The following is a 25,284-nucleotide window of genomic DNA, read 5'->3' on the forward strand; positions in this document are numbered from 1 at the left end:
TGAACTGACTTATATTCAAGCGTGTTTGCTGTTAGGGCAAAAGCCACTGATTTTCGTAAGAGCAATCAGTTCAAGGGAAAATAATTGTGTCAATTATTAATATTTCTTAAATAATAAATTTTGCGATCAGCGAATTTGTTGCTATCATAAGAGATATCATAGTTATAACTGAGAATTTACAGGATGCACAGCTTATTAATTCTCGATGATCAATCACTTGGGTTTATTCAAGAGCCTTTTCTTAGCGAGTTTGTAAAAAGCTATTGGGATCAGATAGCCATTGTAATTCCTGTAACCCAAATTGATGGCTTGAGTGACTGCTCCTACATTGAAAGTATAAATAGAGGACACACTGTAGATTGGCTATTTGCGATTGTTCCGAATCCTCATCATCCACTTGATGTTGACTGGATTTTTGTAAAACCTAGACAGGCTCATCCTTGGTGGTACGGAAATCATCCAGCTACAACAAACTTGAATGGTGGTGGGTCAACAGCTTGTCTCGAAGAGACTCTAAGGTTAGTTGAAACACTATCCAAAGTTGATCGAGTCCAGGAACACTGTTGCTATATGCCACAGTTGTACAGTGACAATCCACCAATAACTTTTGAATCTTTGTATAGCTTGAGTTTGTTTCGTGGGGCTCAAAATTTAGCAGATTCAAACTATCCATCATTTGATAGTTTGCATGATCAAACACGGGAAATCCATAATATTGTTTGCTTAGGATTATACGGTTGTAATGATACAACATTAAATATGCAGTGGCGAGTTGAATCTGTGCGTAGTGCAGGGTTTTGGATAGCTACTACATTAGAACTAGCAGATATGGTGACGCTTGCTATGAGGTTATCTGGAAAGTCAGACCACCATATAAATGTATCCCCATCTTATGCTTTTGAGCAATGGATGGGAAACGACGAAAATGATATTACTCAAGAACCTCTACTGATCCGAACTAAAGATGATATTTTGTTTTGTGATCCTCAAGTTCGTCGTCGGCCCTACTGTTGTGATGCTTATTTCTTAGACTGCGAACAGCAAAACATTCAAAGGTTGGGTCTTAATGGTGGAGATCCCGTACAAACATTAAAGACTTGGGGTGTTAATCCACAGGATGACAGACTGCGATTTTTGTTTGGGTAATCAAGAGTTTTTAAATTTATTTTGAAAAAATGTATGCGATACAAGACAGAGTTTGGTATCCGTTTAGATCAGTTAGAAGCCTCACCAGAAATGGAAATTTACCGGAATTTACAAGCTTTAAGTGCAAGCTATAGGGTCTTTGCAGGGAATTACAATGAGCTTATACAGTATCTGGAGCATCTCAAAAATCCCAGAGAATCTTTGCCTTTGTACAACAATATTGACAAACGAAAGGAAGTTAATCTTTTACTTGATGAAACTTCAAGACTATTCCATAACTTTATTGCATCCGCAAAAACATTAGTTGATCATACCAGAGTTATTGTTAAAAGACTGTACTCTAACCAAGAGTTTATAAAGGAATACCAAGCAAAAATTGATCAAGATATTGCCAACAATGATGTTCAAAAGTTTGTGCAGCATTTACGAAACTATACACAGCATTACACCTTACCTATCCCCGCGTTGCAAATCGCATTTGCAGAAGATATAGAAATGAGTATGCGTCTTGATGTAAACATTCTAAAACAGTGGGGTGAATGGGGAAGGTCAAGGTCTTATTTGGAAACACTAGGAGATAACTTATGTCTAATTTCTTTATCTAATGAATACTTTACCTTAATTCAAAATTTTTATCAATGGCTTACAGAACGCCAAACACAACTTCATAAGTCTGATCTTGAGAAGCTCCAAAAGATGAATGATGAGCTTACAACTTGAGGTTGATAATCTCTCCAGATCTCGTTAGGGCGAGGTTCGCCTTGCCCCTAAAGGGTTAGGGTAAACTTGAATCAGATTCAACAGTGTTGATCCATTGTGAAAACTTCTTCCTGTTGATATTCTTTACGAGAGGCTTCAATAAATGAAGAGATTATTATTCAAATTATGGGCGATATTTTCTGATAAGCTAAATATAGCTATTAATGGATTAAAATTATGGCAAAGCTACCTCCAGAAATCACAGAAATTGCTAATCAACTCAAACAACAATCTTTAGATATTATTGATCAGGCTATAGCCCTAGAATTAGTGTTAGTTGATCGCTTTGGTGAAACAGAAGAAACATTACCCTTTTTTGCTGAATTAACAACAGTCTTAGAAGATGCTGAAGCAACGTATATGCAGCTATCTCGATTAGGTTTAAATATTGCTCGTTCTCAACCCAATGCCTCATCAGATATGTTACAGTTAATGAATCGAGCTATTATCCGCACTCAAGCTAGGATTCCAGCCTGGGAACGCAGTTTAGAAGAAGTAAAATTAGAGTGGAATTTACCATGAACCAACAACACCCTATTCCTGATCGGATAACAAGAGAAAGATTATTAGCCAATTTACGCCGGACTCATTTAGAAATGGAACAGTTTAATTTAGAATTAGAAGAAATTAATGCTCAATTAGAAGCAGTGATTCGTGAAAAGCGGTTGTCGAGGTTGAATAACCTGTTAAATAATTCTTAATTTAAAGTTTGTTCTACTGTTAAAAATTCTCCCTGCTGATATTCTTGACGAGAGGCTTCAATATCAGCAATTAAGGTTTTGTCTTGAAGTAGTTCGACGGTTTCTGTCCAACTTTCTAATTCTTCTTGGCTGATGAGGATGAAACTTTTATTATCCTGAACAATAACAACCCCTCCAGGTTCCGTACTGGCTTTTTCTAAAATTTCACTGAAGTTATTTTTAGCGTATTCTCCTGTAACGTGATACATTATTTAACCTCTCTGTTGAATGAAGGAATAACGAACCTTGACCTTTAATAATATTATGGCATAATTTAACAAATAGGTAGGGTTAGTTAAGATCACAATACCTGAATATTGCTTAGTGATCTTGTTGATAATACCCCAAGATCTCGTAGGGGCGAGGCGCGCCCATTGGTGTCAACTTAAGGAAAAGATAGGAGACGAGCGCAACGGTTAATGCTAGTTGAAGAGGGCGATGAGTAGTCGTCCTGGCGAGATGACAACTGGTTGTGTTAGTTTAAAGGAGCGATCGCACTCATTCGGTGTGAGTTGAAGGGGGAAGGAAATCAGATGAGTAAAACAACAGGGAGAATTTTGAGAAATGCCGATTTAAGGCATCAAAGTCAAATGGCAGGGCCACCATTAGAAGTGCTAGAAAAAGAACTGTATAGACTACTAACACCCGAAAATTTTAAACCGTTAAAGGAAAGCCGAGGAATTCAGGAAAAAAAACTGCGTTCGCGAGTATTAAATTTACCGGTGATGATGGCAGTAGTTATGGGCTTAGTGTATAGAAGAATAGCTGGATTGCGAGAACTGTTAAGACTCCTAACGGAAGAAGGAATGCTGTGGATAGAACCGATGCAAGTGAGTGTGGAAGCGTTATCAAAAAGATTAAGAACACTACCAGCGAGTTTATTTGTAGAAATCTTTGAACAGGTGATAGAGAAATTAAAAAGCGAAGAAAATCTGAAGGGAGTGCCGGAAAAATGGCTTGGGATCTCAGAAAAGTTTTCAGGAATTTGGATAGCAGATGGTTCGACACTGGAAGAAATATTTAAAAAGTTAAAAGTGCTGAGAAAGGGTAACACAGTGTTAGGGGGAAAGATGATGGTGATTGTAGAAGCCTGGACATATAGACCGGTGAAAATGTGGTATACAGAAGAATCAAAAGCTAACGATAAAATCTTTACTGACCAACTACTAGAACAACTTCCCCAAGGGGGATTGATGATTTTTGACTTAGGTTTTTTTAAGTTTGGGTGGTTTGATGAATTTACAGAGCAAAAGAAATTTTTTGTAACCCGATTAAGAGAAAAAACTGCCTATCAAGTCAAAAAAACCTTAAGTACAGGGTTATACTATCAAGATGAAATTATCCAGATGGGAATGTATCGTTCTAACCAATGTCATCACCCTGTGCGATTAGTCTCAGTCTTATGGGGAAAAACTTGGTATCGCTATTTAACCAATGTCTTAGCTCCAGAGGAATTATCGGCTCAACAAGTTTGTGAGTTGTACCGAAATCGCTGGCAAATTGAACAAGCCTTTTTATTAACGAAGAGATTATTAGGATTGGCGTATCTCTGGGTGGGAGATAGCAACGGAATCCAAATTCAAATTTTATCAACCTGGATATTTTATGCCGTCTTAAATCAGTTGTGTACTGATGTCGCTGTGGCTTTAGGTCAACAAACAGAACGAATTTCTACAGAAATGGTATTTCGCGCTTTATATCATTTTTCTCGAGCTAGTTTACGCGGAGAAACTTCTGATGTTATTAGTTATTTAACCTCACATCAGAAGTTATTTGGCTTGGTCAAATCCACCCGAAAACGACATCGAGTTCTCGATGCTCTTACACAGCAGGTTTGGGGCGAGCGCTCCTTAAGTTGACACCAATGGGCGCGCCTCGCCCCTACAGGGTTCTGATTGAAACAGACAGCTTAAAATTAAAATAAGGGAATTAATTATGATACAAACGCTTAACGGAATATTGACCTTAGAAGAATTTCTAAAGTTACCCGAAACAAAACCCGCCAGTGAATATATTGATGGTCAAATTATCCAGAAACCCATGCCTCAAGGAAAACATAGTAAACTACAAGGTAAATTAGTTACAGTCATTAATAATATTGTTGAAGAACAAGCGATCGCATTAGCTTTACCTGAGTTAAGATGTACCTTTGGGGGAGGTCGTTCTATTGTTCCTGATGTAGCAGTTTTTGTTTGGGATAGAATTCCTCTTGATAATGAGGGAGATATTGCTAATACGTTTAATGCTCATCCAGACTGGACGATTGAAATTTTATCTCCTGAACAAAGCACTACTAAAGTCACTAAAAAGATTTTACATTGTTTAAGTTCCGGTTGTCAGATGGGATGGTTAATTGTTCCAGAGGAAAAATCTATTTTTGTTTATCCTTCAGGACAACAACCGATATTTTTAGAAGAACTAGACGCTGTAATTCCGGTTCCTGAATTTATGGCTAATTTTACCTTAACCTTGAGAGATATCTTCAGTTGGTTAAAATTGAATCCGAGTTAAATCAATTCATCTTGATGTAAACATTCTCTAAAGGTTATTTCTGTGGTTTTTAATTAAAAAATAGTTCGACTCGACAGCTAAATTCGGGTAAAAAGGGAGAAGTAATTTCATCATTTATTAATAACGTTTCAGCTAAAATTAACTGATTATTTTGACGACGATAAACTTGAACTTGTTGTTGAGAGCGATCAACAATCCAATATTCCTGAACACCTTGAGTCGAATAAAGTTTTAACTTGGCTTGTTTATCCCGTCTTTCGTTTTCTTTCCCTGGGGATAATACTTCAACTACTAATTCAGGAGAACCTGTTAAATGTCCTGAACTATCTAATAACATTGCTAATTTTTCTCGACTGACCCAAACCACATCAGGAATGACATTATCAGATTCAGTATAAATAATTCCAGGTGTCATTGCAGGTTCTCCTAAATTTGTGCGACGTGACCAAGCATTTAATTCTGCATAGATATTACCGCAAATCCGTTGATGATTCCAATCTGGCGCTCTAGTCACAAATAATTCTCCCGCAATAATTTCATAACGTTTCCACTCATCATTTGACAACAACTCGACATCGGCTGTCGTCCACTTCATTGATTCTGCCAGAGTTTGATTCATGATAAAATGAGGGTAGAGTTAAATGTTATTTTATCATATTTTATTAAAATTGGAATAACTTTCAAGGATTAATTAAAATCGCTTTGGGTTTACCTTCTTCAAATAAAGAAGCGGATAATAAAACAACAGGATTATCGGTTTCATTCTCACCATAATGTACCATTCCCCCAATTTCTACTAACGCATCCCCAACATTTAAACGGGTGGTTTTCCCCGCTTCTAAAGTTTCTTCTTTGCCATTAGAACGGGTTATTTTAGCTGAACCTTTAACAACGGTATAAGTTAAAGTTCCCGACTCCACTCGTTCAATTTGCATCCCCGGATGAATATGAACAGGTAACTTACTGTTAGGAGGAATTGTATATTTAACTAATTCTAAGACGCGACCTTGTACTTCTGTGGGAGAACCACTGGCTAAGACTTCACGAGTCACTTTCTGAGTGTAAGCATTAGTCGGGGTTTGCAGTTGTTGGCTTCTAACGATGGGCTCCGCCCAGCCGAAGGCTATCGCAACGCTGCTCAAAAATGTTAGTGCAACTAAAGGGAGGAGTTTTTGAAATTTGACCATTTTGATAACTTTAACGACAACAGAGGTTAAAATGGGCGAATATTGATAATTTTAAACAAGTTATTTTCAAAATACTATTAAAAAAATCCGTTATTTTATCCTTTTTTAAGCATCAGTGTGCCATTAACCGCTAAAATAAATACCAGTATAGAGAGCGTTACAAACGCGATTATTTTTCTGATTCTATGAGCGAAAGAACACTATTTGATAAAGTATGGGAGTTGCACACTGTTGGAACTCTCCCTTCAGGACAGACTCAACTCTTCATTGGTCTGCACCTGATCCATGAAGTCACCAGTCCCCAAGCCTTTGCGATGTTACGCGATCGCCATCTCACCGTCCTGTATCCTGAACGCACTGTCGCTACAGTGGATCATATTGTCCCCACCGATAACCAAGCTCGTCCGTTTACGGATGTATTGGCGGAAGAAATGATACAGTCCTTGGAGAAAAGCTGCAAAGAACACAATATCCGTTTTTACAATATCGGGTCGGGAAATCAAGGCATTGTTCATGTGATCGCACCGGAACAGGGGTTAACTCAACCGGGGATGACCATTGCTTGTGGTGATTCTCACACCTCTACTCATGGGGCATTTGGGGCGATCGCTTTTGGCATCGGGACGTCTCAAGTTCGGGATGTTCTGGCGTCTCAAACCCTGGCGTTAGGGAAACTGAAAGTGCGCCGCATTGAAGTGAATGGAGAACTGCCACCGGGGGTTTATGCCAAGGATGTTGTGCTGCATATTATCCGTACATTAGGGGTGAAAGGCGGTGTGGGGTATGCCTATGAATTCGCTGGCAGCACCCTTGAGCAGATGTCCATGGAAGAACGGATGACGATCTGTAATATGGCGATTGAAGGGGGCGCCCGATGTGGCTATGTTAACCCGGATCAGGTCACTTACGACTATTTGCAGGGTCGAGATTTTGTTCCTAAAGGGCAGGACTGGGAAAAGGCCGTTGCTTGGTGGAATAGTATCCGTAGTGACACGGATGCAGTTTATGATGATGTGGTAAAATTTGATGCTGGGGATATGGCCCCGACCTTAACGTGGGGGATTACCCCAGGACAGGGAATGGCCGTTAACGAGTTGATTCCTGATTTAGAGCAGATTCCAGAAAGCGACCGGGATGTGGCCCAAGAAGCTTATCAATATATGGAATTTGCCCCTGGAACCCCCATCAAAGGCACAAAAGTTGACGTCTGTTTTATTGGCAGTTGTACCAATGGCCGCCTCAGTGACCTACGGGAAGCCGCTAAATTTGCCCAAGGTCGGAAAGTCGCAAATGGGGTAAAAGCCTTTGTGGTTCCGGGTTCTGAACGGGTGAAGCAACAAGCGGAAGCGGAAGGATTGGATAAAATCTTTGAAACGGCGGGGTTTGAATGGCGGGAGGCGGGGTGTTCGATGTGTTTGGCCATGAACCCCGATAAATTACAGGGAAATCAAGTCAGTGCATCCTCTTCTAACCGTAATTTTAAAGGCCGTCAGGGTTCGGCTAACGGACGGACATTATTAATGAGTCCGGCGATGGTGGTGGCGGCGGCAGTTAACGGGGTGGTTACGGATGTACGCGAGTTGTTGTAAGTGACCTAACCCCCCAGCCCCTTTCCCTGCAAGGGAAGGGGGAGTAATTGCTCTTATTAAATGCAACTGCCGATTTAATAGTAACAAAAATTCTCCCCTCTCCATGCGGTCGAGGGGTTGGGGGAGAGGTCACAACGAGTCAAACGAACAAAGTCAACGATTTCTTAATATTAACGACAGAACATTAACCATGAGCAAAATTCAAAGTCTTTCAGGAACAGGAATTCCTTTAGTGGGGAGTGATATTGATACAGATCGCATTATTCCCGCCCGATTTTTACGGTGTGTTACCTTTGATGGATTAGGGGAACAAGTCTTTGCTGATGATCGCCAACAAATGCAAGGTCAACACCCCTTTGATTTACCCGAATATCAAGGAGCCAATGTATTAGTTGTTAATGCTAATTTTGGCTGTGGTTCTTCACGGGAACACGCTCCCCAAGCGATCGCTAAATGGGGAATTCAAGCCATAATTGGTGAAAGTTTTGCGGAAATTTTCTTCGGTAATTGTGTAGCTATTGGGATTCCTTGTGTAACGGCAGAACCGGAGGCGGTCAAAGCATTTCAAGAAGCATTAAAAGCCAATCCCCAAGCAACGGTTAAAGTTGATTTAGAGGCAATGAAAGGTTATTGTGGAGATTTAACGATTGATGTGCAAATGAATGCAGGTTCTCGTCAATCGTTTGTAACAGGACTGTGGGATAGTTGCGGACAATTAATTGCTAATGTTGATCAAATTCGAGCAACAGCTACAAAATTACCTTATCTGCATTGGGCAAGTTAAAGCTTGAAAATAGCAAGGAGGCGTTGATCAAGCTTCCTTGCTATTTTTATTTAAAAAAAATATACGGGTGCAATTATAATTTTAAGCCAATAGAATTCACTAGAAAAATTCAGTTTAACTTCAGGAATAGTATGCTCCAGACCCCCAAATTTTTAACAAACATCTTACTAGGAATCATCACTTTAGCGATTATTGTGAGTTGTCGCTCCTTTAATCAAGAAGAATTAACATCTCCTCCCTCAGATTCCCATAGTCAATTTAAAGTCGCTGGTATTTTTACTGGTTCTATTAATGATGGCAGTTGGAGTCAAGCGAATTATGAAGGATTAAAATTAATTGAAAAACAATATAATGCTGAAATTAGTTACACAGACAATGTATCAAAAACGGACAGTGAAACCTTGATTCGTCGCTATGCTGAACAGGGATATGATTTAATTATTGGTCATGGAGGTGGTTATATTCAAGTGATGGAAAAAGTCGCTCAAGATTTTCCAGAGACAAAATTCGCTTTAGTCACCACCTATCCAGGGAATAATAAAAACTTAGGTGCTGTTGCTTTTCGTTCTGGGGAAGTTGGTTATCTGACGGGAGCATTAGCCGCCATCAAAACTAAAACAAATAAAGTGGGTTATATGGTGGGAGATGATTACCCCGTTTATCGAGAAGAAGAAGCATTATTTAGACGAGGTGCAACGGAAACTAAACCCAATATAGAAGTTTATACTGAGTTCTTAAAAACTTGGACAAATGCAGAGAAAGGCAAAAAAGTTGTTGAAAATTGGTTAGAAAAAAACGTTGATATTGTTGCCATTAATGCCGATGAAGCTGGAATTCCAGGTTTAAAATTAGCGAGTGAGAAACCCGGGGTTTATGGCATTGGTTGGACAAAAGATCAATATAATTTAGTTCCCGGTAAAATTTTAACCAGTGTTTTACAAAATATTCCTGAATTAGTCTTAAAAATTGCAACATTAGTTCAGCAAGGACGCTGGGAAGGCAAACAATATAAATATGGGTTACGCGAACAAATCTATGATTTTGCACCCTTTAGAGGCACATTAACGGCGGAAGAAGAGGCGAAATTTAATCAGGTTAAAGAACAAGTAGTAACTGGAAAAATTGATATTACCCCTTCAGAGCTAACAACAGATTACAATAAATAAAAATCGATCAGTTCCCTGTTATTGGACGAATCATGACTCAAGCGGAGAAATATCATCTTTTATCTAGGCTTCGGGGTTCTCTTTCGTCTCGCAACCCTCGATTTTCTTCCCTTGCCAAACAACTCCGTAGTAGTTTACTCTTTGTGGGATTACTGAGTGTTTTAACCAGTGGCGGATTGTTAACTTATCTCAGTTATCAGGCTCAGATGAAACAGTTACAAGCACTCCAAAAAGAGCGATCGCAAGTGATTGCCTATCAAATTAATAACTATTTAGATGATTTACAGCGAAAATTAAGTTATTTAGCACGGGTTAAAGGATTAACAAATTTACCTACAAATGTTCAAAAAAACCTCATAGAAGGATTAGTTCGCCATAATGAAGCTTATCACCTTGTTGCGATTTTAAATCGTCAAGGAGAGGTGAGTACATCACTGGTTTCGGATGATCAAAGTTTTAGAAATAATTACACAGATTCCCCCTTATTTATTCGCTCATTTAAACAACAAGAAGATTATGTAGGAACTATTGAGTTTGATCCTCATGATCGTAAATATAAAATGATCATGTCTGTTCCCATTCGCAATAATTTAGATCAAATTGATGGCGTTTTATTTGCTGAAATCGATTTAAGTTTTCTCAGCTTTGTTTTATCACAGACTCAAGTGGGAAAGACAGGATATGTTTATATTGTAGATGAACGAAATCAAGTTTTTTTGACTCCTAAAAATAAACCTAAAAATTTTCAAGTACAAAATTTAAGAAATTCTAAAATTATTGATTCAATTCAAAAAGCTTTAGATCATCAAAAACTAACTCTTAATCGTTATTTGGGATTAAAGAATGTAGAAGTTTTAGGGGCGACATCAGTAATTCCTAGTGTTAATTGGTTTTTAGTTGTTGAACTTCCAATTACAGAAGCTTATTCTCCCATGTTTCAGATGATTTTTGCTATGGGAGGAACAATTATTTTAATTACAGGTTTTGCCATTGGTATGGGTATATTTCACAGTCGGCAAATTATTTTACCCTTAAAAAAATTAACTAAAGCTGCATTACAAATTAGTCAAGGAAATTTGAAAACTCAAGTTGAGGTGCAGTGTTCTAATGAATTAGGGGTATTAGCCACAAGCTTTAATCAAATGACGACTCAAATTGATGAGTTATTTGCAGCCATTGAAAAGGAACGAAATTTTATTGCCGCAATTTTAGATATTGCAGGCGCGTTAGTGGTTTTACTAGATGCTAAAGGTCGAATTGTCCGCTTTAACCGAGCCTTTGAACAAACAACCCAATACACGTTTGATGAAATTAGAAATCGCTATGTTTGGGAAGTCTTTTTAGACCCTGATGAAGCCCCAAAATTCAAAGCAAATTTTACTTTTTTACTCATTGATCAATTTCCTAAATATTACGAAGCTTGTTGGATAACAAAACAGGGAGAACAACGAATTATTAGTTGGTCAGATACTATTTTACTTAATGAAGCTAAAGAAATTGACTATATTGTTAGCGTGGGTGTCGATGTAACGGAACAGCGAAATGCAGAACAAGCGTTGCGGAATAGCGAAAAACGGTATGCAACATTAGCTGAAGTTTCTCCGGTGGGAATTTTCCATACAGACAATGAAGGAAACTGTCTTTATGTCAATCAACAATGGACTGAAATTGCAGGATTAACCGCAGAAGAAGCGATGGGAAAAGGTTGGTCACGGGCTATTTATTCCGAAGATAGAATCGAAGTGTTTCAAGACTGGGAAAACTGTGCTAAAAATCAAGTGCAATTTGGAACTGAATACCGCATACAACGTCCTGATGGCAAAATTACTTGGGTTTATGGTCAAGCGGCTGCTGAGATAAATTCTGATGGAGAAATTATTGGTTATGTGGGAACAATTACAGATATTACGGATCGCAAGCAAGCAGAAGAAGCGATACAAAAAGCTAAAGAAGAAGCTGAAATTGCATTAACTAATTTTCGCCAAGCTCAAAGTCAATTAATTCAAGCTGAAAAAATGTCCAGTTTAGGTCAACTGGTAGCGGGGGTTGCTCATGAAATTAATAATCCGGTTAACTTTATTTATGGTAACTTAACCCATGCTCAAGAATACACAGATATACTATTGAGTTTGATTAAACTTTACCAAGATCATTATCCTAATCCTTCCCCAGAAATTATTGATTTTTCTGAAGAATGGGATATTAATTTTTTAATTGAAGATATACATAATATTCTAAAATCTATGAAAATGGGGGCTAACCGAATCCGAGAAATTGTTCTTTCACTTCGTAATTTTTCTCGGTTAGATGAAGCTGAAATGAAAGCGGTTGATATTCATGAAGGTATTGATAATACTTTGTTGATTTTACATAATCGCTTAAAAGATAACTCTCAACGTCAAGCCATTCAAGTGCTTAAAAAATATGGTCGTATTCCTTTAGTGGAATGTTATGCAGGACAATTAAATCAAGTGTTTATGAATTTAATTTCTAATGCGATTGATGCTTTAGAAAGTAGTAGTTATTCCTTGACCCAACAACAGCAGAATCCTCATCAAATTACAATTCAAACGGAACTGTTTGATCCGCAATGGATTAGAATCAAAATTGCTGATAATGGTATAGGAATGCCAGAAACTGTTAAATCTAACTTATTTAATCCTTTCTTTACAACAAAACCTGTCGGGAAAGGAACTGGGCTAGGGTTATCGATTAGTTATCAAATTATTGTAGAAAGACACAAAGGTTCAATTCAATGTAATTCAGAACTCGGTCAAGGAACAGAATTTATCATTGAAATTCCCCTACATCAACATTAAAGTAGTAAGCCCTGAAGGGCTTTCTCAAAAGTAGTAAGCCCTTCAGGGCTTAATTAAGAGGCGTTCACACCTCACTACAAGTAGTAAGCCCTTCAGGGCTTAATTAAGAGGCGTTCACACCTCACTACAAGTAGTAAGCCCTTCAGGGCTTAATTAAGAGGCGTGAACGCCTCACTACTTTAATGAAAATAATCATAGATTTGTTGAGCTAATTTGGGGCCAATTCCTGACACTTCCGCTAACTGTTCTAAGGTCGCCATTCTAATATAATCAATGGAACGAAAATGAGCTAAAAGTAATTTCTGACGATGATGTCCTAACCCTGGAATATCATCTAAACGCGATCGCTTCATTCGTTCACTCCTTTTATTCCGATGAAAACTAACCGCAAACCGATGAGCTTCATCGCGTAATCTTCTTAATAATTGAACCCCCGGTTGTTCTGGATCAGTTTCTAAGGGAAAACTTTCTCCAGGTAGAAATATTTCTTCTCGTTGTTTGGCTAAACTAACTACTCGAATTTCCTCTAATAAATTCATTTCTTGTAATACGGCGACCACCGCAGATAGTTGACCTTTTCCCCCATCAATCATAATTAAATCCGGTTTATCTGTTGATGTCGAATAGTCTCGACAACGCCGCCGTATCACTTCCGCTAAACTAGCAAAATCATCGGAATGTCCGGCGTGAACGTTGGGGTTTTTAATCTTATAATGGCGATAGTATTGTTGGGCGGGTATCCCTTCAATAAAAACCACACGGGAAGCAACTGCATCCGACCCTTGAATATGGGAAATATCATACCCTTCAATGCGGTGAGGAAGGTCGGGTAAATCCAGAATTTCTGCTAAATCTTCTAAGGCTGCGGTATTGCGATCGCTTAATTTTTGGACTCGTTCTAATTCATATTCCGCATTGCGTTCTACCATTTCAATTAACTCGGCTTTAAGTTGGCGTTGTGGCGTTAAAATTGTCACTTTTTTCCCCTTGCGATCGCTTAACCAATCGGTTAAAATAGATTCATCGGGTAACTCATATTGAACTAATATTTCGCTGGGAATTTCAACAGTATCAACGGTTTGATAATGTTCTTCTAAAACTCGTTGTAAAATTAATCCCATTTCTGTTAATTTTAACCCAGGTGGAACTTCTGCGGTAAACCCTAACCGTCCTACTAATTGTCCGGCTCGAATTTGAAATAACTGCACACAAGCTTGTTTAGAATTCGCAGCAAGAGCGATCGCATCTCGTGAGACTCGATCATCGGGTAAAGAGACTTTCTGCTCTGCATTTAAAGATTGTAATCCTTGAATTTGATCTCGAATTCGAGCCGCTGTTTCAAAGTTTAAAGCTTCAGCAGCTTGCTCCATTTGTTCTGTTAAATGATCCATCAGTTCTGTTGATCGACCTTGAAAAATCATCGCCACTTTTTGAACAATTTTACGATAGTCTTCCGGGGAAATTAACAATTGACAAACACCCGGACATCGACCGATATCATAATTTAAACAAGGTCGATCTTTAAATAACGGTTTAGGACGTTGACGCAGGGGGAAAATTTGCTTGACTAAATGCAGTGTATTTCGCAATACCCTTGTATCCACATAGGGGCCATAATAACGGTCTTTTGGATTTCCTAAACGACGTTTACGGGTAATAAAAATTCGCGGATAATCTTCTGACCAAGTAATGCACAAATAGGGATATTTTTTATCATCTTTGAGCAGAACATTAAAATGGGGTTGATGTTGTTTAACTAAATTAGCCTCTAAGGCTAAAGCTTCCGCTTCTGTATCGGTGACAATAAACTCTATCTCCGTAATTTGTTGCACCATTAAAGCAATTCGGGGGGTGTGATGATTGTAGTCTCGAAAATAAGAACGAACCCGCGATCGCAATTTCTTAGACTTACCAATATAAAGAATATTATCCTGATGATCTCGCATCAAATACACCCCAGGAACCGGAGGAATATCTCGTAACTGTTTTTCTAAACGTTCTGAATCTTTAACTAAAGGAAGAGTTATAATAGATGACATAGTTAGATTTAAACTTGACTGTAATGAATTCAATGGCTATCATCTAATTATAACAAAATGTTTTGTTTTAAAAGTCGTAATTCCCCTACTCATTCCGTTTCTATTTTTGCCTTGTTAAAATAAAAGTTTTTTAAGGGTATTCCAAATTAAGGATTAGATTATTGAGCAAAATGTATTATTAAATATAGCCCAAAAATTACTCAATTTAACTTATGAATATCCCGTTAAAGATTTACCTTACCGCATTGATCAAGAATTAGCTCAATTACCAGGGGGTCAAGATTGGTTTGATCAGTTATAATTGTAAAGTAGCTAAATTTAGGGTTCAGGTTTTGATTATGGTTCAAGCTCCCCCTGCTTTAAAAACAATCGCAACCAACACCTGGGTAAAAGCGACCTGGGAGGAATTTTTAGCCTTAACCGAGAATCCTCAGTATGCTGAGGGTAAATTTTATTATGATCAAGGATATGTGAGGGTAGAAATGTCACCATTAGGTTCAGCACATAGTCAGGATAATTCAATTATTTCTACCGTAATTGTTATTTATGCAACTTTAAAAAATATTCGGATTAAAGAGTTAACAAATCCATCTTTCAGAAAAACAGGAATCCGAGATAGTCAACCGGATATCGGGTTTTATATTGGGGATAATTTTCAATTTCCGCCTCGCAATAATTCCCCGATTAATTTAGATGAACTCACTGCTCCTAATTTAATTGTTGAAATCGGTGCATCCTCTTTTACCGATGATATTGGTCGAAAACGATTACTCTATGAAAAATTAGGAATACAAGAATATTGGGTTGTAAACGTTGAAGATAACACAATTTTAGCCTTTGCTGTAGAAAACCAAGGCAGTCGATTAATCGAAGAATCTCTCGTTTTACCGGGATTAAAAATAGCCTTAGTGGTAGAAGCATTACAACGTTCTCAAACAGAAGACGATGGCAGCATTACACGCTGGTTGATGGGGGCAATTAATTCTCCTTAAATTAAAAGAGATTCTCAAATAAAATATAGGTTCAATTGCTAAAAACATTAAAAATATTTTAGAATAAGAGTTGAAAAAAAACCTCGATAACTTATGACTCTAGCAACAAATTATATTCTAATTTCCACCGATGAAGCTCTATCATTATTAGAAACGGTTTTGCAAAATTCCGAGGCTGAAGATGTCACCGTTACCCTTAACAATACCCAAGAATCCTTAACTCGGTTTTCTGAAAATCAAATTAGTCAAAATCTCACCACTACCCAATTTAATCTTTCCATTACCAGCTATTTTGGCAAAAGGTGTGCTACCTCTTCCACCAATGAACTGAATCCTGATACTCTCATCGCCACCATTCGCCGTTCAGAAGAACTCGCCCGCGTCGCCCCTGAAGACCCCGAATGGGTTCCTCTGCTGGAACCTCAAACCTATGATCATCGAATTCCAGCCTTTGATCCCGAAACGGCTCACTTATCTCCTTTACGCAGAGGAGAAATGGTACAGAAGGTATGCCAACTGAGTGCTAAATCTAACGGAGAAGCATCGGGAACCCTCAGCAGTGAAGCGATGTTATATGCTGTGGCGAACTCACGGGGGTTAAGGGCGTGTAACCGTTTAACAGTCGCCGACTTTAGTGTCACCGCACGCATAGAGACGGGTTCTGCTTGGACACAACGAACCGCTTGTAGTGTAAATCAATTACCCACTGAACAGTTAACTGAAACCATCATTAATCGAGCCATATTATCCAGAAATCCACGAGAAGTTAGCCCTGGAATTTATCCTGTGATCTTCGATGGAGCAGCCTTTACTAATTTATTAGAATGGGTGATTTGGAATTTAGATGCACGGTCTGCTGATGAAGGACGATCTTTTATGTCGCGGACTAATTCAGAAGGAAAACCCATCGGAAATCGCATTGGAGAACAACTTTTTAGCCCCTTGATTCAGGTACAACGAAATCCAGCTTATTCCTTATTACAAGGATCAACATTCTTTAATGATGGGATGAAAAAAGATGAATTAGATATTATTAAAGATGGGATTCCCCAAACCTTATCTTATAGTCGGTATTGGGCGAAAAAACAAGGAAAAACCTCACATGGGGGGATGTTTCCGATTGTGATGTCAGGATCAAACCAAAGTTTAGAAGATTTAATTGCTCAAACAGAACGGGGGATTTTAGTCAGTCGTGCTTGGTATGTTCGCTATGTCAATCCCCGCACCTTAGAAGTAACAGGAATGACGCGAGATGGTACATTTTGGATTGAACAAGGAAAAATTGCTTATCCGATTAAAAATCTGCGCTTTAATCAATGTTTACCCGACCTTTTAAACCAGGTTGAAGCCTTAAGTTCTGTTGAACGTTATGGGAATACGGTTGTACCGGGAGTGAAAGTTAAAGCTTTTAATTTTAGCAGCATTACCGATAGTGTTTAAAAGGAGAAATTGATTTGACTTTTTTTACAAAAAGAGATTAACTGCATCAAGCATCATCCCATCTGTAGACAATTCCTTTTGGATTTCAGGAATCTATGCCTTCTTATTCAACAATTTGAGAGTTATGTTATGATTTTTTAACAATATTGAAGCAAATCTATACAACAATCAAAATTTGATTAATTTATTCAGGTTTTGGAAATTCCTTAAAAAAAAATTAATCTCTTTTGTGATTTAGATTACTAAAGGTGAGGTTGTTATTGAGTTAGAGTGTGCTTAGAACGTGCAATAGACACGAAGGAACTAATGGTGGCTGCGGGAAAACCAGAATTACAAGGGTGCTAATCGCTCTTTAGTCACTTGTTAGAAAGGTTAGTGAACAGAACATCCATCTATGATTCTCTACTTGTACGACTACAAGTTCTGATTTGATCAACATTACATGAACCCAATGTTAACGGTGGTATTATTAATTTCACGAAAAAAAACCTTGTGGGAATCCTCCTAGAAGGTTGAGAGATTTATACAGAATGAAGGAGAAATCCAGAAATGAGTCAGCACATTTTCCAGAGAGATTCTTGTAATCGTAGCCTAATGATTGACCCCGTATACCAGGATTCCAGCCTAAATGCTTTACTATATAAAATTTTGGCTGATTATGAGTGCTTATTAGCAGAACGGAATTGTTTAGAAAAAGAGCTTGAACACACCCAGAAAGAAGTAATCACACTCAAAACCGCACTCAATCATTCCACATTAGTTCCCATTCATTTAGAAAGTGAAATGCTCAGTTCTATCCAAGAACGATATGAGCAAATAACCCAGATCTTAGAAAAAACAGAAGCCAAGACAAAAAGTTTAATTCAAGCGATTCCTGATTTAATGTTTTGTGTTAATTCCGAAAGAATTGTAGTAGATTATTATCCTGATAAGCAGGAACTCCATTTCCGAGAAACAGAAAACGTAATTGGTAAAAAAATTCAGGATGTTTTTCCTCAAGATTTGGCAACCTGGACAGAATACTATTTGGAAATAACCTTAGAAACAGGTGAAGTCCAAATGGGTGAATATGTTGTAAAGGGAGATGATAAATGGCATCATTATGAAGCTCGCTATGTCAAAAGTGGAAAAGATGAAGTGTTAGCTATTGTCAGGGATATTACCCAACGAAAGCAAGCCGAAGCAAACTTACGAGTTTCAGAAATTCAAGAACGGGAAAGAGCATTACAACTGGAAAAAACCTTAAAAGACTTGCAACAAGCACAAGCTCAATTAATTCAAGCTGAAAAAATGTCCAGTTTAGGGCAAATGATGACCGAAATTGCCCATGAAATCAAAAATCCGATTAGTTCTATTTACGGAAATTTGACTTACATTGATCAAGATATTCAGACATTAATGGAACTGTTCAAACTCTATCAACAGAATTATCCTGAACCCCTCCCCGAAATTCAAGAGTTTATGACAGCTTCAGATGTTAATACAATTATCAATGAATTACCGCAAAGTTTAGATTTTATGCGCTTAGGGGCTAATCGTTTGTATGATTTAGCATTATCCCTCCGCAATTTTTCGCGCTTAGATTCTCAGGAAATGGTATCGGCAGATCTTCATATTGGTTTGGATGGAACCTTAAAGATTTTGCATAATCAACTTAAATCAAAAGGGAATCATGCTGAAATTGAAGTGATTAAAGATTATGGGGAGCTTCCCTTAGTTAAATGCTACCCGAATCAACTCAATCAAGTGTTTATGAATCTTCTATCAAATGCCATTGATGCGTTAGAAAATCAACCCGTTCCTCGAAAAATTATCATCAAAACCGACATCTGCAAAATACACCCAGACTTTTTAGTTGAAGATGCCATTCGGATTTCGATTTCCGATAATGGCCCCGGAATTCCCAAGTCAGTTCAAGACCAAATTTTTAATCCATTTTTTACCACAAAACCTATGGGTAAAGGCACGGGTTTAGGTTTGTCTATTGCCCACCAAATTATTGTGGAAAAACACCAAGGTCTGTTAAAGTGTACTTCTCAAGAGGGACAAGGGACAACTTTTGAGATTATCTTACCTCTGGGTGAACTCTTTTAACCTTGGGAATAGACCTTGAGGAAAACTATCACCACCAAGACCCGACTTTTTGTACAATTTTATACAAATTTGTAACGAATAGGATCTTTACAAGGATTGATTGTAAAACGGGAGTGGTGTACCGATACAATTGGGGCTAGGATTCCATTGTCAAAGTCTCATGAATATTCGTACAGTTTCGACTCAACCGTTTAATGATCAAAAACCCGGCACATCAGGCTTACGCAAGTCTGTTCCGGTTTTCCAACAACCCCATTATCTGGAAAATTTTGTTCAGGCCATTTTTGATACTCAACCGGGGTATGAAGGGGGTACCTTGATTGTTGGGGGTGATGGTCGCTACTATAACCGTCAAGCGATTCAAATTATTTTAAGAATGGCAGCCGCTAATGGTGTCGGACAGGTTCTGGTGGGCTGTGAAGGCATTGTTTCCACTCCGGCGGCATCCTGTATCATCCGCAAAAATCAAGCCTTTGGGGGGATTATTCTCTCTGCAAGCCATAATCCCGGCGGGCCAGATGGAGATTTTGGCATCAAATTTAACGCTAGTAATGGCGGGCCAGCACCGGAAAAAATCACCGAGGAAATTTATGCTCGTACCCAAGTAATTGATGCCTATAAAATTATGGATGCGGCGGATATTAATTTGGATAAACCGGGTAGTTTTAAACTGGGAACAATGACGGTTGAGGTGATTGATTCCGTGCAACCCTACAGGTCATTAATGGAATCTTTATTTGATTTTAACTTGATTCAACAATTGTTAACATCGGGCAAGTTTCGGATGTGTATGGACTCTATGCACGCGGTTACTGGCCCTTATGCCCATGCTATTTTTGAACAACGTTTAGGGGCTGCACCGGGAACGGTTTTGAATGGCACTCCTTTAGAAGATTTTGGCGGCGGTCATCCCGATCCAAACTTAGTTTATGCCCATGATTTAGTTGAAATTATTTTTGGGGAAAATGCACCGGATTTTGGGGCGGCTTCTGATGGCGATGGCGATCGCAATATGATTTTAGGGCGTAATTTTTTTGTAACTCCCAGTGATAGTTTAGCGGTATTAACTGCGAATGCCCATTTAGTTCCCGGATATAAAGATGGTTTAGCAGGAGTTGCCCGTTCGATGCCTACTTCTCAAGCCCCGGATCGGGTGGCAGAAAAATTAGGAATTGAATGCTATGAAACTCCGACGGGATGGAAGTTTTTCGGCAATTTATTAGATGCTGGAAAAGCGACATTATGCGGCGAAGAAAGTTTTGGAACCGGATCAAATCATGTTCGGGAAAAAGACGGTTTGTGGGCGGTATTATTCTGGCTGAATATTTTAGCAGTGCGTCAAGAATCCGTTGAAGATATTGTCCGCAGTCATTGGCAAACCTACGGCCGTAATTACTATTCTCGTCATGACTATGAAGAGATTGAAACAGCAAAAGCCAATGAATTAGTTGAGAAGTTACAGGCTATTTTACCCAATCTCAAAGGCAAACAATACGGCTCCTATCAAGTCGAGTATAGCGATAATTTTAGCTATACTGATCCGGTGGATAATAGTGTTAGCAATAATCAAGGAATTCGGATTGGATTTACCGATGGTTCTCGAATTGTCTTTCGTTTGTCAGGAACGGGAACCAAAGGGGCAACGTTACGGGTTTATTTAGAAAGTTATGAACCCGACCCCACTAAACACAATTTAGATCCGCAAGAAGCGTTAGGAGAATTAATCACTATTGCGGATGAAATAGCCCAAATCAAAACCATAACCGGACGTCAACAACCGACGGTTATTACCTAATTTTAGGTTAATTGAACTAAACTCGTAGGGTGGGCTTTGCCCACCAATATTATTATATGTAATCGGAAATAGGATTATCAACACTACAACCGTATGAATAGAATAGAAACTATATCAATAAAAGGATTTCGCCGTCTTCAAAATATTGAACTTGAGATGAGAAATCTCACCGTTATGATTGGTGCAAACGGCTCTGGAAAAACATCTTTTTTAGATGTTATGTCTATACTCGCTGCTTCAGCAAGTGGAAATTTACAGAATATATTGCAACTCAAAGGTGGACTGAATGAAATTTTAACTAGAGGTAAAGCACAAGAGCTAGAAATTGCCGTTTCAATGCAAATACCAGAGAGACAACCTTTAAACTATAGTTTAACTTTATCTCCTAAAAATTTATCTTATGAAATTAGAGAAGAAAATTTAACACAGCAGAGCGATCTTAACGCTCCTGAACCTTTTAAATATATAGAATCCAGAGGTTTAGATATTAAATATTATAGTCAGGATGATCGTAGACTTTTAAGACCCAATTGGGAACATAACCCCCTTGAAACATCCCTTTCTCAAGTTCCTAAAATGTATCGTGAACCAGAGAACTTGAGAAAAACCCTGGCTTCCTGTACCTATTATGGGGCGCTTGATGTTTCTGAGAAAAGCCCCATTCGTCTACCCCAAACCATGCGCCCTGCCAAGTTACCAGGGGCAAGCGGTGAAGACTTAGTTTCTTGTCTGTATGACCTTCGAGAAAGCGATCGCGATCGCTTTGAATGGGTGGAAAATATTCTATCTGCTGCTTTTCCAGATTTTAAGCGATTAAGCTTTCCTCCTGTTGCCGCCGGAACTCTTTCCATGACTTGGACAGACCAAAATTTTCCTCAACCGATTTATGTCCATGAATTATCGGAAGGAACATTACGTTTTTTGTGGTTAGTTACTTTACTTCAAAGTCAAAATTTAACAACAATTACCTTATTAGATGAACCAGAAGTCAGCTTACATCCTGAACTTTTAAGACAGTTAGTTTATCTAATGCGAGAAGCATCAAAACATACACAACTGATCGTTGCAACCCACTCAGATCGATTGATTGGATTTCTTGAACCCCACGAAGTTTTAATTTGCGATATTGAAGAAGGAGAAGCAAAAATGACTTGGGCTGATACTTTTAATTTGAATAAATGGTTAGAAGATTATAGCCTTGACCAAGTGTGGGCAATGAATATCATGGGGGGTCGTCCATGAAAATTGCGATTTTAGTTGAAGGGGCTACTGAAGTAGCATTTAGAGAAAAACTTCGTGAATTTTTGCAACGTCGTTTGGGGGAAAAAATGCCAAAACTTAAATTTATTCCCCAGGATGGTCGTATTCCTAAAGAAAGAAAACTTAGGCGTATTGTTGAGAATCTTTTAGATAATGATGGCTATAATGCTGTTATTGCACTGACAGATGTTTATACAGGAACAAACGACTTTACAGATGCGAATGATGCTAAAGCTAAAATGAAAAATTGGGTGGGAAATAACCCCAATTTTTACCCCCATACTGCATTACATGATTTTGAAGCATGGCTTCTTCCCTATTGGGAAACGATCCAAAAAATGGCAAACCATAATCGTTCTTCGCCGAGTGGTTCTCCTGAAACAATCAATCATAATAATCCTCCTGCAAATAGGATTAAGGAGATTTTTAGAGTAGGAAAATGCAAAAGAGACTATAATAAACCTATTGATGGTAAAGCGATTTTAAAGAATAATGATCTAATGATTGCGATTCAAGCTTGTCCAGAGTTAAAATTATTTGTGAATCAAATTATTTCTCTCTGCGATCGAGCTCAAATCATTCCTGAATAAATATAAAACTCAAAGAACTGGGTTTTCAACTGTTTCCAATCAAAATTAATGATTCAGAAACCCAGTTTATATGGATTCAGAGTCTAAAGCTTGACGTAAAGCCTCAATATCTATACCACAAATAACGTGAAGATAACGAGTAATCTTCTCAATATCCCAATCCCACCACCGGATATTTAATAGTTCTTCAATTATAGATTCTTCAAACCGTTTGCGAATTTCTTGGGCAGGATTTCCCCCTACTATTGTATAGGGAGGAACATCACGGGTGACAACGGATTGAGTCGCAATAATTGCACCATCTCCAATATTAATACCGGGCATAATCGTAGCCCCATATCCAATCCAAACATCATTTCCAATCACTGTATTTCCTTTAAATGGCCAAGAATCGGGCATTGCAGATTCCCAACCGTTTCCAAAGACCGGAAAAGGATAATTAGTCAACCAATCTGTACGATGATTTCCCCCGTTCATAATAAATTTAACATCGGAAGCAATTGAACAGAATTTACCAATAATTAATTGATCTCCGATAAAATCAAAATGGTATAAAACATTTTTCTCAAAATTTTCTGGGTGATCAAAATCATCATAATAGGTGTAATCCCCCACAATAATATTAGGGTTTTTAATAATTGTTTTCAGATACACTAAACGAGTTTGTTCAGGAATAGGATAACGAGTTTCGGGAGAGGGGCCGTAATTCATGAAATTTGGGGGAAAAGAGTGTTAACATTCTTCATCATCACTCAATCGTATCAGTTAGGCCTTAACTCCCAAACAGATACTCCATAAACGCCATGTAGAGACGTTGAATACAACGCCTCTACATAATACGGATGTGTAGCAAACACTTAAAGATTTCAGATTAGAATCGGAGCGGCGGGATTCGAACCCACGACCCCCACTACCCCAAAGTGGTGCGCTACCAAGCTGCGCTACGCCCCGACACAATTAACCAATGTAGCATCGTTAGAAGTAATTTGTCAAGGCTTTTCTAAAAAATTTTTAACGTTCTTGTAGCTTGTACCAATTCCGCCACGACTTCAACGGGCCAACACCCCTCCGCCCGACGTCCGGTATTCAAAATCAACTGCACGGTATAAGCATGGGGATAACCTTCCACCTGCATCCATAACCAATCACTTTCGGCTTCACAGGCTATTTTTTCTTCCTCCATCAACTCCCCGGCCATTTGGGTCATCGTCTCCGCTAATTGACCCAACAACCGACAAAAATCATTAAACTCCCCTTGGGTGAGTTCCATCGCCCAAGTTTCACCCCCGACTAATCCTTGAAATTCCGTTGCTTCGGGGTTCCAACCCAAACGCCATCCCGTTCCCGTTTTTAGAATTCTCTCCACGTTCTACCTGTTATTTCAATAATTCTGCATCCCCCGACTGAGGAAGAGGAGTTAGACCAGGAGGGGTTTTCGGGGGTGTTGATGAAGAATTAGGTTTCGGAATAGTTGGATTATCAATATTAGTCCCATTAGGATTAAATAAACGAACAAGGGTATTAACTAAAGCATCCCGTTCGGCTCGATTTAAGTGTTGAATGGCTTTTTGATCTGGTTCTAAGGGATTTTCTTTGAGTGCTTCTCGACCGGGATAATTTAACACTAACATCGGTTCATTAACTCCTAAATAATCGGCTAGGGTAAGTTTCCAATCTAAACGATATTGAGTCGGTCGAGCTTTAACATAAATATGATAGCGAATTAACCGACCCATTAAAGTATTGTCTTCTGCGACTTTTCCAGTTTCTTGGGAAATATATTGATTTTCCTGGGGTAAATTCGGTAACTGTTCATAAACTTTTTTCCAAACCTCCGAGACTCTCACCCGTCCCGATGGAGAGGTTGTTTGTTCAGGGGGAGTTTGGGCGAGTCCCTGCATTTCTAAAGAATCAAAAAAACCCCCCAAAACAATCAATAGGGTAATACTAAAGGCGACCAATAAAAAGCTTAACCCTCGTTGTTTTTGGGGTTTCCCAGGTTTTACCATAAAACTGTAGTTACTTGTGAACGCACGACACCAACACCCGACACCGTAGAAGACCGAATTAACGATCTGAAATAATTTCTGGTTGGGTCAGTTCATCAGACATTTCAATAATGGCGCGTAAAACGGGTTTGATCGTATTCTCATCCCCATTATCAAAGTCTTCATACCGACACCGTTTTGCCCGATTTGCCACTTGTACAGTAATCCGATAGCGATTAGACGCCGCACTGACGAGATCAGCAGCACGACGAGTAATTTCTATGGAGTCAATCGTTGAACGCTTTTGCATGAAGTTATGATTTCCTAACCCTAGTGTTGCTTCTATTGTATCAAAATCTATGTGGAACAGGCATCTTGCCTGTTA

At 38.6% G+C, this 25,284-nt stretch carries 24 protein-coding genes and 1 tRNA gene; 16 read left to right on the plus strand and 9 right to left on the minus strand.

Annotation, left to right across the window (positions count from 1 at the left end; all coding sequences use genetic code 11):
• Positions 1-183 precede the first annotated feature (183 nt).
• From IQ236_RS09005 to IQ236_RS09020, 4 genes are all read left to right on the plus strand, one after another.
• On the plus strand, positions 184-1,146 hold the full coding sequence (locus tag IQ236_RS09005; protein ID WP_193868952.1) for a hypothetical protein: 963 nt from the start codon (positions 184-186) through the stop codon (positions 1,144-1,146).
• Between the two features lie 33 nt (positions 1,147-1,179).
• Positions 1,180-1,866, plus strand: coding sequence for a hypothetical protein (locus IQ236_RS09010; protein ID WP_193868953.1), 687 nt, complete (start codon positions 1,180-1,182; stop codon positions 1,864-1,866).
• Positions 1,867-2,082: 216 nt separating this feature from the next.
• Positions 2,083-2,427 carry a hypothetical protein gene (locus IQ236_RS09015; protein WP_193868954.1) on the plus strand — a complete coding sequence of 115 codons (345 nt, stop codon included), beginning with the start codon at positions 2,083-2,085 and terminating at the stop codon, positions 2,425-2,427.
• Entirely contained in the window at positions 2,424-2,606 is a 183-nt protein-coding gene (locus IQ236_RS09020) for a hypothetical protein (RefSeq protein WP_193868955.1), read from the plus strand. The genes IQ236_RS09015 and IQ236_RS09020 overlap by 4 nt, the downstream gene beginning before the upstream one ends.
• On the opposite strand, the gene IQ236_RS09025 is transcribed toward IQ236_RS09020, so the two are convergent.
• Positions 2,603-2,854, minus strand: a complete 252-nt coding sequence (locus tag IQ236_RS09025) for a type II toxin-antitoxin system Phd/YefM family antitoxin (RefSeq protein WP_193868956.1) — start codon at positions 2,852-2,854, stop codon at positions 2,603-2,605. The two genes, IQ236_RS09020 and IQ236_RS09025, sit on opposite strands and share 4 nt — an antisense overlap.
• Before the next feature lie 324 nt (positions 2,855-3,178).
• Between IQ236_RS09025 and IQ236_RS09030 the strand changes: the two genes are divergently transcribed.
• Positions 3,179-4,504 carry an IS4 family transposase gene (locus IQ236_RS09030; protein ID WP_193868957.1) on the plus strand — a complete coding sequence of 442 codons (1,326 nt, stop codon included), beginning with the start codon at positions 3,179-3,181 and terminating at the stop codon, positions 4,502-4,504.
• Between the two features lie 76 nt (positions 4,505-4,580).
• The gene (locus tag IQ236_RS09035) at positions 4,581-5,156 is read left to right on the plus strand and encodes a Uma2 family endonuclease (protein ID WP_193868958.1); all 576 of its coding nucleotides are present in this window, start codon (positions 4,581-4,583) and stop codon (positions 5,154-5,156) included.
• A gap of 49 nt (positions 5,157-5,205) precedes the next feature.
• On the opposite strand, the gene IQ236_RS09040 is transcribed toward IQ236_RS09035, so the two are convergent.
• Both IQ236_RS09040 and IQ236_RS09045 read right to left on the minus strand, forming a co-directional pair.
• Positions 5,206-5,775, minus strand: a complete 570-nt coding sequence (locus IQ236_RS09040; RefSeq protein WP_193868959.1) for a Uma2 family endonuclease — start codon at positions 5,773-5,775, stop codon at positions 5,206-5,208.
• Between the two features lie 61 nt (positions 5,776-5,836).
• Positions 5,837-6,343 carry a cupin domain-containing protein gene (locus IQ236_RS09045; protein WP_193868960.1) on the minus strand — a complete coding sequence of 169 codons (507 nt, stop codon included), beginning with the start codon at positions 6,341-6,343 and terminating at the stop codon, positions 5,837-5,839.
• A gap of 185 nt (positions 6,344-6,528) precedes the next feature.
• On the opposite strand from IQ236_RS09045, the gene leuC reads away from it, so the two are divergent.
• From leuC to IQ236_RS09065, 4 genes are all read left to right on the plus strand, one after another.
• Positions 6,529-7,932: a 3-isopropylmalate dehydratase large subunit gene (gene leuC / locus IQ236_RS09050; protein WP_193868961.1), complete on the plus strand. Its 1,404-nt coding sequence runs from the start codon at positions 6,529-6,531 to the stop codon at positions 7,930-7,932.
• A 190-nt stretch (positions 7,933-8,122) separates the two neighbouring features.
• Entirely contained in the window at positions 8,123-8,716 is a 594-nt protein-coding gene (gene leuD, locus IQ236_RS09055; RefSeq protein ID WP_193868962.1) for a 3-isopropylmalate dehydratase small subunit, read from the plus strand.
• Between the two features lie 131 nt (positions 8,717-8,847).
• On the plus strand, positions 8,848-9,882 hold the full coding sequence (locus IQ236_RS09060; RefSeq protein ID WP_193868963.1) for a BMP family protein: 1,035 nt from the start codon (positions 8,848-8,850) through the stop codon (positions 9,880-9,882).
• Positions 9,883-9,914: 32 nt separating this feature from the next.
• On the plus strand, positions 9,915-12,701 hold the full coding sequence (locus IQ236_RS09065; RefSeq protein WP_193868964.1) for a PAS domain S-box protein: 2,787 nt from the start codon (positions 9,915-9,917) through the stop codon (positions 12,699-12,701).
• A 179-nt stretch (positions 12,702-12,880) separates the two neighbouring features.
• Here the strand turns inward: IQ236_RS09065 and uvrC are convergent, their stop codons facing one another.
• Positions 12,881-14,740 carry an excinuclease ABC subunit UvrC gene (gene uvrC, locus IQ236_RS09070; RefSeq protein WP_193868965.1) on the minus strand — a complete coding sequence of 620 codons (1,860 nt, stop codon included), beginning with the start codon at positions 14,738-14,740 and terminating at the stop codon, positions 12,881-12,883.
• Positions 14,741-15,078: 338 nt separating this feature from the next.
• Here uvrC and IQ236_RS09075 point away from each other — a divergent pair, with 338 nt between their 5' ends.
• The 6 genes from IQ236_RS09075 (at position 15,079) to IQ236_RS09100 (ending at position 22,911) form a co-directional block, all read left to right on the plus strand.
• The gene (locus IQ236_RS09075) at positions 15,079-15,732 is read left to right on the plus strand and encodes a Uma2 family endonuclease (RefSeq protein ID WP_193868966.1); all 654 of its coding nucleotides are present in this window, start codon (positions 15,079-15,081) and stop codon (positions 15,730-15,732) included.
• Between the two features lie 93 nt (positions 15,733-15,825).
• Positions 15,826-17,172 carry a TldD/PmbA family protein gene (locus IQ236_RS09080; protein ID WP_193868967.1) on the plus strand — a complete coding sequence of 449 codons (1,347 nt, stop codon included), beginning with the start codon at positions 15,826-15,828 and terminating at the stop codon, positions 17,170-17,172.
• Between the two features lie 648 nt (positions 17,173-17,820).
• The gene (locus IQ236_RS09085) at positions 17,821-19,266 is read left to right on the plus strand and encodes a PAS domain-containing sensor histidine kinase (RefSeq protein ID WP_228041506.1); all 1,446 of its coding nucleotides are present in this window, start codon (positions 17,821-17,823) and stop codon (positions 19,264-19,266) included.
• Positions 19,267-19,426: 160 nt separating this feature from the next.
• Complete coding sequence (locus IQ236_RS09090; RefSeq protein WP_193868969.1) at positions 19,427-21,061, plus strand: alpha-D-glucose phosphate-specific phosphoglucomutase; 1,635 nt, start codon at positions 19,427-19,429, stop codon at positions 21,059-21,061.
• A gap of 93 nt (positions 21,062-21,154) precedes the next feature.
• Positions 21,155-22,303, plus strand: coding sequence for an AAA family ATPase (locus tag IQ236_RS09095; protein ID WP_193868970.1), 1,149 nt, complete (start codon positions 21,155-21,157; stop codon positions 22,301-22,303).
• Entirely contained in the window at positions 22,300-22,911 is a 612-nt protein-coding gene (locus tag IQ236_RS09100) for a DUF4276 family protein (RefSeq protein ID WP_193868971.1), read from the plus strand. Before IQ236_RS09095 ends, IQ236_RS09100 begins: the two co-directional genes overlap by 4 nt.
• 66 nt (positions 22,912-22,977) lie before the next feature.
• Here the strand turns inward: IQ236_RS09100 and IQ236_RS09105 are convergent, their stop codons facing one another.
• The 5 genes from IQ236_RS09105 to IQ236_RS09125 form a co-directional block, all read right to left on the minus strand.
• Entirely contained in the window at positions 22,978-23,622 is a 645-nt protein-coding gene (locus tag IQ236_RS09105) for a CatB-related O-acetyltransferase (RefSeq protein ID WP_193868972.1), read from the minus strand.
• A gap of 166 nt (positions 23,623-23,788) precedes the next feature.
• Positions 23,789-23,862, minus strand: a tRNA-Pro gene (locus tag IQ236_RS09110).
• A 49-nt stretch (positions 23,863-23,911) separates the two neighbouring features.
• The gene (locus IQ236_RS09115; RefSeq protein ID WP_193868973.1) at positions 23,912-24,277 is read right to left on the minus strand and encodes a DUF1818 family protein; all 366 of its coding nucleotides are present in this window, start codon (positions 24,275-24,277) and stop codon (positions 23,912-23,914) included.
• Positions 24,278-24,287: 10 nt separating this feature from the next.
• Entirely contained in the window at positions 24,288-24,920 is a 633-nt protein-coding gene (locus IQ236_RS09120) for a hypothetical protein (protein WP_193868974.1), read from the minus strand.
• A 58-nt stretch (positions 24,921-24,978) separates the two neighbouring features.
• Entirely contained in the window at positions 24,979-25,209 is a 231-nt protein-coding gene (locus IQ236_RS09125; protein ID WP_190515566.1) for a DNA-directed RNA polymerase subunit omega, read from the minus strand.
• Positions 25,210-25,284: the final 75 nt, after the last annotated feature.

It is taken from the genome of Planktothrix mougeotii LEGE 06226 (assembly GCF_015207485.1).
Taxonomy (GTDB): Bacteria; Cyanobacteriota; Cyanobacteriia; order Cyanobacteriales; family Microcoleaceae; genus Planktothrix.

Bases quoted from the DNA above. Each gene is read 5' to 3' on its own strand.
- IQ236_RS09060 (WP_193868963.1), top strand. From the start codon at position 8,848: ATGCTCCAGACCCCCAAATTTTTAACAAACATCTTACTAGGAATCATC.
- IQ236_RS09105 (WP_193868972.1), bottom strand. From the start codon at position 23,622: ATGAATTACGGCCCCTCTCCCGAAACTCGTTATCCTATTCCTGAACAA.
- IQ236_RS09015 (WP_193868954.1), top strand. From the start codon at position 2,083: ATGGCAAAGCTACCTCCAGAAATCACAGAAATTGCTAATCAACTCAAA.
- IQ236_RS09040 (WP_193868959.1), bottom strand. From the start codon at position 5,775: ATGAATCAAACTCTGGCAGAATCAATGAAGTGGACGACAGCCGATGTC.
- IQ236_RS09025 (WP_193868956.1), bottom strand. From the start codon at position 2,854: ATGTATCACGTTACAGGAGAATACGCTAAAAATAACTTCAGTGAAATT.
- IQ236_RS09010 (WP_193868953.1), top strand. From the start codon at position 1,180: ATGCGATACAAGACAGAGTTTGGTATCCGTTTAGATCAGTTAGAAGCC.
- IQ236_RS09065 (WP_193868964.1), top strand. From the start codon at position 9,915: ATGACTCAAGCGGAGAAATATCATCTTTTATCTAGGCTTCGGGGTTCT.
- leuC (WP_193868961.1), top strand. From the start codon at position 6,529: ATGAGCGAAAGAACACTATTTGATAAAGTATGGGAGTTGCACACTGTT.
- IQ236_RS09080 (WP_193868967.1), top strand. From the start codon at position 15,826: ATGACTCTAGCAACAAATTATATTCTAATTTCCACCGATGAAGCTCTA.
- IQ236_RS09045 (WP_193868960.1), bottom strand. From the start codon at position 6,343: ATGGTCAAATTTCAAAAACTCCTCCCTTTAGTTGCACTAACATTTTTG.
- uvrC (WP_193868965.1), bottom strand. From the start codon at position 14,740: ATGTCATCTATTATAACTCTTCCTTTAGTTAAAGATTCAGAACGTTTA.
- IQ236_RS09125 (WP_190515566.1), bottom strand. From the start codon at position 25,209: ATGCAAAAGCGTTCAACGATTGACTCCATAGAAATTACTCGTCGTGCT.
- IQ236_RS09005 (WP_193868952.1), top strand. From the start codon at position 184: ATGCACAGCTTATTAATTCTCGATGATCAATCACTTGGGTTTATTCAA.
- leuD (WP_193868962.1), top strand. From the start codon at position 8,123: ATGAGCAAAATTCAAAGTCTTTCAGGAACAGGAATTCCTTTAGTGGGG.
- IQ236_RS09020 (WP_193868955.1), top strand. From the start codon at position 2,424: ATGAACCAACAACACCCTATTCCTGATCGGATAACAAGAGAAAGATTA.
- IQ236_RS09075 (WP_193868966.1), top strand. From the start codon at position 15,079: ATGGTTCAAGCTCCCCCTGCTTTAAAAACAATCGCAACCAACACCTGG.
- IQ236_RS09120 (WP_193868974.1), bottom strand. From the start codon at position 24,920: ATGGTAAAACCTGGGAAACCCCAAAAACAACGAGGGTTAAGCTTTTTA.
- IQ236_RS09035 (WP_193868958.1), top strand. From the start codon at position 4,581: ATGATACAAACGCTTAACGGAATATTGACCTTAGAAGAATTTCTAAAG.
- IQ236_RS09095 (WP_193868970.1), top strand. From the start codon at position 21,155: ATGAATAGAATAGAAACTATATCAATAAAAGGATTTCGCCGTCTTCAA.
- IQ236_RS09090 (WP_193868969.1), top strand. From the start codon at position 19,427: ATGAATATTCGTACAGTTTCGACTCAACCGTTTAATGATCAAAAACCC.
- IQ236_RS09030 (WP_193868957.1), top strand. From the start codon at position 3,179: ATGAGTAAAACAACAGGGAGAATTTTGAGAAATGCCGATTTAAGGCAT.
- IQ236_RS09100 (WP_193868971.1), top strand. From the start codon at position 22,300: ATGAAAATTGCGATTTTAGTTGAAGGGGCTACTGAAGTAGCATTTAGA.